Raw genomic sequence first — 5,711 nt, 5'->3', positions numbered from 1 at the left:
AAAGAAGGCGGCCTCCTACTCTCCCGCATTGCAGTGCAGTACCATCGGCGCAGGCGGGCTTAACTTCTCTGTTCGGAATGGGAAGAGGTGGGACCCCGCCGCAATAGCCACCTGATATGTCTTCTTCGCTGATGACGGACGCAGTATATGGCATCGTCACCGCGTATGGTGGAAATGCGTGACACAAACAAGACCCAGAGCGCTTCCTTCCTTATGCATGCCTCACATGCCTGCCGCAATGGCATTGCATGGTGCCGCATGGCGACGGAAGGTTCATGACCCATTCATGAGACCGGTCCAAAAAAAAGACCGGAAATACAGCCGGAGCATGGCTTCGCGATGAAGCGTTCGGGCAATTAGTAGTGCTCGGCTTTGACGTCGCCGTCTTTACACCTGCACCCTATCAACGTCGTAGTCTGCGACGACCCTCAAAGGAGTTCTAATCTTGCGGACGGCTTCGCGCTTAGATGCTTTCAGCGCTTATCCTGACCAGACTCAGATACCCGGCGGTGCACCTGGCGGCACAACCGGCAAACCGGAGGTCTGTCCAACACGGTCCTCTCGTACTAGTGCCAGACCCGCGCAAAACTCCAACGCCCACGATAGATAGAGACCGAACTGTCTCACGACGTTCTGAACCCAGCTCGCGTGCCACTTTAATGGGCGAACAGCCCAACCCTTGGGACCTTCTCCAGCCCCAGGATGTGACGAGCCGACATCGAGGTGCCAAACCACCCCGTCGATATGAGCTCTTGGGGGGGATCAGCCTGTTATCCCCGGAGTACCTTTTATCCTTTGAGCGACGGAGTTTCCATGCACATCCGCCGGATCACTATGTCCCAGTTTCCTGCCTGCTCGGGATGTCTCCCTCCCAGTCAAGCGCCCTTATGCCATTGCACTCTGTTAGGCCGGTTACCAATCGGCCCGAGGGCACCTTTGAAAGCCTCCGTTACGCTTTTGGAGGCGACCACCCCAGTCAAACTACCCGCCAAGCGGTGTCCCCGTATATCACGGGTTAGACCTCAGACAGCCGAAGGGCCGTATTTCAAGGATGGCTCCACACACGCTGGCGCGCATGCTTCGAAGCCTCCGGCCTATCCTACACATCGAATGGCCAAGGTCAGCGCTAAGCTGTAGTAAAGGTTCACGGGGTCTTTTCGTCCCATCGCGGGTAATCGGCATCTTCACCGATACTACAATTTCACTGAAATCATGGTTGAGACAGCGTCCGGATCATTACACCATTCGTGCAGGTCGGAACTTACCCGACAAGGAATTTCGCTACCTTAGGACCGTTATAGTTACGGCCGCCGTTTACCGGGGCTTCAACTCGACGCTTCCCATCGCTGGTGACGCCTCCTCTTAACCTTCCGGCACCGGGCAGGTGTCAGGCTGTATACTTCATCTTTCGAGTTCGCACAGCCCTGTGTTTTTGTTAAACAGTTGCCTGGACCTATTCTCTGCGCCTCACCGTAAAGTGAGGACCCCTTCTCCCGAAGTTACGGGGTCAGTTTGCCTAATTCCTTAACCATGAATCGCTCAACGCCTTAGTATGTTCTACCCGACTACCTGTGTCGGTTTGCGGTACGGGTACCATAAGGATATGCTTAGCGGATTTTCTCGGTAGTATGGTTACCCACACTATCGGCGCTGCCCGAAGGCATTGCCGTACTGTCGGCCGTCAGCTCGGAAGGTGGATTTGCCTGCCTTCCTCATCGCCTAAGGCCTTCAACGCGCTATTCCGTCAGCGCGCGGTGGTGTCACTCCTACGTCTCCACATCGCTCCTTATGGTAGTAACGGAATATTAACCGTTTCTGCCATCGCCGTCTCCGTTCGGATGAGGCTTAGGACCCGACTGACCCCGGGATGATTAGCATTGCCCGGGAAACCTTGGTCGTGCGGCGGGGGAGGATCTCACTCCCCTAGTCGTTACTTATACCTACATTTGCTTTTCCATAGGCTCCAGCGGAAATCGCTCTCCGCATTCAGCGCCGATGGAATGCTCCCCTACCGATACTTTCTCAAATGCTATCCCGCGCCTTCGGTGTCTGCCTTATACCCGATTATTATCCATGCGCGGACCCTCGACTAGTGAGCTGTTACGCACTCTTTGAATGAATGGCTGCTTCCAAGCCAACATCCTAGCTGTCACTGGGACCACACTTCGTTAGACTAACTCAGGCAGAACTCCGGGACCTTAGACGGCGGTCTGGATTCTTCTCCTCTCGGGGACGGACCTTAGCACCCGCCCCCTTACTGCCGGACTGCGGACCGTGAGCATTCGGAGTTCGTCAGGACTTGATAGGCGGTGAAGCCCTCGCATCCTATCGGTCGCTCTACCTCTCACGGTGATCATCCGACGCGGCACCTAAATGCCTTTCGGGGAGTACGAGCTATCTCCAAGTTTGATTGGCCTTTCACTCCTACACACACCTCATCCGGAAGCTTTTCAACGCTTATCGGTGCGGGCCTCCATCCCGTGTTACCGGGACTTCACCCTGGACATGTGTAGATCACTTGGTTTCGCGTCTGCCTCCACCGACTATACGCCCTGTTCAGGCTCGCTTTCACTGCGGCTGCGGGACTGAATCCCTTAACCTCGCCGGTGACGGCAACTCGTAGGTTCATTATGCAAAAGGCACGCCGTCACATATAAAATATGCTCCGACCGCTTGTAGGCGCATGGTTTCAGGAACTATTTCACTCTCCTCGTCGGAGTGCTTTTCACCTTTCCCTCACGGTACTTGTTCGCTATCGGTCTCACAGGAGTGTTTAGCCTTGCCGGATGGTCCCGGCAGATTCATACAGGATTCCACGTGTCCCGCACTACTCAGGATACCGCTACGCCCGCGCGCGCTTCGTGTAAGGGGCTTTCACCCGCTGTGGCCACACTTTCCAGAGTGTTCCACTCACGCTAACGGTACGATGTCGCGGTCCTACAACCCCGAACCTGCACTGGGTACAGGTACGGTTTGGGCTCTTCCCCGTTCGCTCGCCACTACTGGGGGAATCATTGTTTATTTTCTCTTCCTCGGGGTACTAAGATGTTTCAGTTCCCCCGGTTCGCCCTCCAGCACTTGCTGGAGTGGCCGTCCTTCAGACGGCCGGGTTGTCCCATTCGGAAATCCCCGGATCAAAGGTCATTTGCACCTACCCGGAGCTTATCGCAGCTTATCACGTCCTTCATCGCCTCTGTGAGCCAAGGCATCCGCCATGCGCCCTTTCCTACTTCTATCGACTTGCCTCATTCCACACGAATCGTGGTGGATGAGGCACGCTCATACTTCAGCTGTATTTCGTTTTCTCAATGAGTCATCTGCAACAGATGCCTGCCTATAAGGAAGGCACTGGGCAGGATTGTCATTTTTCTACAGTCTTGCTTGTGTCATCATTTCAAAGATCGTTTCCACATCGGTGCGCACGCGCCGTGCGCTGTGGAGGGTGGAGAATAACGGATTCGAACCGTTGACCCCCTGCTTGCAAAGCAGGTGCTCTAGCCAGCTGAGCTAATCCCCCGGGGATGAGAGGCATCGCCTGTCAGCGGACTCCACTCAGGTAGTCCCAGGCAGACTTGAACTGCCGACCTCCACATTATCAGTGTGGCGCTCTAACCAACTGAGCTATAGGACTGTCTGCAAAGTTCACGCTCCGCTTCAACCTTCTCTATTATTGAGTACAGACAAGAGGGAGTACAAGAGAAAGGCACAGGAAGGAGACTTCCTTCTGCCTGCTTCTTCTTTGTTTCTTTGTTGTTGCTGTGAGCGAAGGACATATATGATATGGCCAGTATTGTCAGCACTGGCAGGAATGCCTGTACTGGCTGCTATGCTGGCCTGAGTCCCACGCTGCTCCAGAAAGGAGGTGTTCCAGCCGCACCTTCCGGTACGGCTACCTTGTTACGACTTAGCCCCAATCACCGGTTTCACCCTAGGCCGACCCTCGCGGTCACGGACTTCAGGCGCCCCCGGCTTTCATGGCTTGACGGGCGGTGTGTACAAGGCCCGGGAACGTATTCACCGCGCCATGGCTGATGCGCGATTACTAGCGAATCCAGCTTCATGGGGTCGGGTTGCAGACCCCAATCCGAACTAGGGCGCACTTTCAGGATTTGGTGGCGTTTGCACGACACCTGCTTTCTGTATGCGCCATTGTAACACGTGTGTAGCCCCGGACGTAAGGGCCGTGCTGATTTGACGTCATCCCCGCCTTCCTCGCACCTTGCGGCGGCAGTGTCTCCAGAGTGCCCAGCATAGCCTGATGGCAACTGGAGAGAGGGGTTGCGCTCGTTATGGCACTTAAGCCGACACCTCACGGCACGAGCTGACGACAACCATGCAGCACCTCCGCAGCAGCCCCGAAGGGAAGGGGTGTCTCCACCCCATGCAGCTGCAGTTCAAGCCCGGGTAAGGTTCCTCGCGTATCATCGAATTAAACCACATGTTCCTCCGCTTGTGCGGGCCCCCGTCAATTCCTTTGAGTTTCACCGTTGCCGGCGTACTCCCCAGGTGGGATGCTTAACGCTTTCGCTTGGCCGCGCACCAAAAAGGCGCACAGCGGGCATCCATCGTTTACCGCGCGGACTACCAGGGTATCTAATCCTGTTCGATACCCGCGCTTTCGAGCATCAGCGTCAGTGCCGCTGCAGCAAGCTGCCTTCGCAATCGGGGTTCTTCGTCATATCTAAGCATTTCACCGCTACACGACGAATTCCGCCTGCTTTCCGCGGACTCAAGCACGCCAGTTCGCGCCGCATGCCCGGGTTGAGCCCGGACATTTAACAGCACGCTTGACATGCGGCCTACGCTCCCTTTAAACCCAATAAATCCGGATAACGCCCGGACCTTCCGTATTACCGCGGCTGCTGGCACGGAATTAGCCGGTCCTTATTCATACGGTACATGCAAGGCACTACACGTAGTGCACGTTATTCCCGTATAAAAGCAGTTTACAACCCGTAGGGCCGTCATCCTGCACGCTACTTGGCTGGTTCAGGCTTCCGCCCATTGACCAATATTCCTCACTGCTGCCTCCCGTAGGAGTCTGGACCGTGTCTCAGTTCCAGTGTGGGGGACCTTCCTCTCAGAACCCCTACCGATCGTCGCCTTGGTGGGCCGTTACCCCGCCAACAAGCTAATCGGACGCATCCCCATCCATCGCCGCAAAAGCTTTAGTCCCCGTCGGATGCCGTCAAGGGACACTATACGGTATTAATCCGGTTTTCACCGGGCTATCCCGAAGCCATGGGAAGGTTGGATACGCGTTACTCACCCGTGCGCCGGTCGCCATCGGACTTAGCAAGCTAAGTCCATGCTGCCCCTCGACTTGCATGTGTTAAGCCTGTAGCTAGCGTTCATCCTGAGCCAGGATCAAACTCTTCATAGTAAAATATCGTCTTCCGTTCACGCTCATGTTATATATAAGGTGTAGGAGAATTGTCTGAATCCGTGGCAAAAGGAGATTACTCTTCTCATCAAAGTCCCTCACCGGAAGGGGAGGGATTGACGGTCTCTTTCTTGTACCCTGACTTTCGTCTGCCCCTTCGTTCAGAAGGGCGAAAGTCGCTTCTCTTGTACTACTTGTCTGTATTGCAAATCTTTCAAAGAACTGCCTTCCGAATGACCTCGCTGGGAGGTGTTTTTCAAAAGCGAGTGCAAAGGTATAGCTTTTTTCGCATTCCCGCAAGACTTTGACAATCTTTTTTGCAAGAAAA

The 5,711-nt window shown here is 55.0% G+C and carries 2 tRNA genes and 3 rRNA genes; all 5 read right to left on the bottom strand.

Annotated elements, in window-relative coordinates:
* Positions 1-2: 2 nt before the first annotated feature.
* The 5 genes from rrf to E5358_RS14810 all read right to left on the bottom strand — a co-directional run bounded on the left by rrf (position 3) and on the right by E5358_RS14810 (position 5,383).
* A 5S ribosomal RNA gene (rrf, locus tag E5358_RS14830) occupies positions 3-115 on the bottom strand.
* A 221-nt stretch (positions 116-336) separates the two neighbouring features.
* Positions 337-3,237, bottom strand: a 23S ribosomal RNA gene (locus tag E5358_RS14825).
* Positions 3,238-3,443: 206 nt separating this feature from the next.
* Positions 3,444-3,517, bottom strand: a tRNA-Ala gene (locus tag E5358_RS14820).
* Between the two features lie 40 nt (positions 3,518-3,557).
* Positions 3,558-3,631 (bottom strand) — tRNA-Ile (locus tag E5358_RS14815).
* A gap of 224 nt (positions 3,632-3,855) precedes the next feature.
* A 16S ribosomal RNA gene (locus E5358_RS14810) occupies positions 3,856-5,383 on the bottom strand.
* Together the 16S, 23S and 5S rRNA genes with 2 tRNA genes alongside form the textbook arrangement of a ribosomal RNA operon.
* Between the last annotated feature and the right edge of the window lie 328 nt (positions 5,384-5,711).

Source organism: Palleniella muris (assembly GCF_004792655.1).
Taxonomy (GTDB): Bacteria; Bacteroidota; Bacteroidia; order Bacteroidales; family Bacteroidaceae; genus Prevotella; species Prevotella muris_A.
The sequence above is the reverse complement of the archived record's forward strand: the minus strand, read 5'-3'. Positions and strand labels throughout refer to the sequence as shown.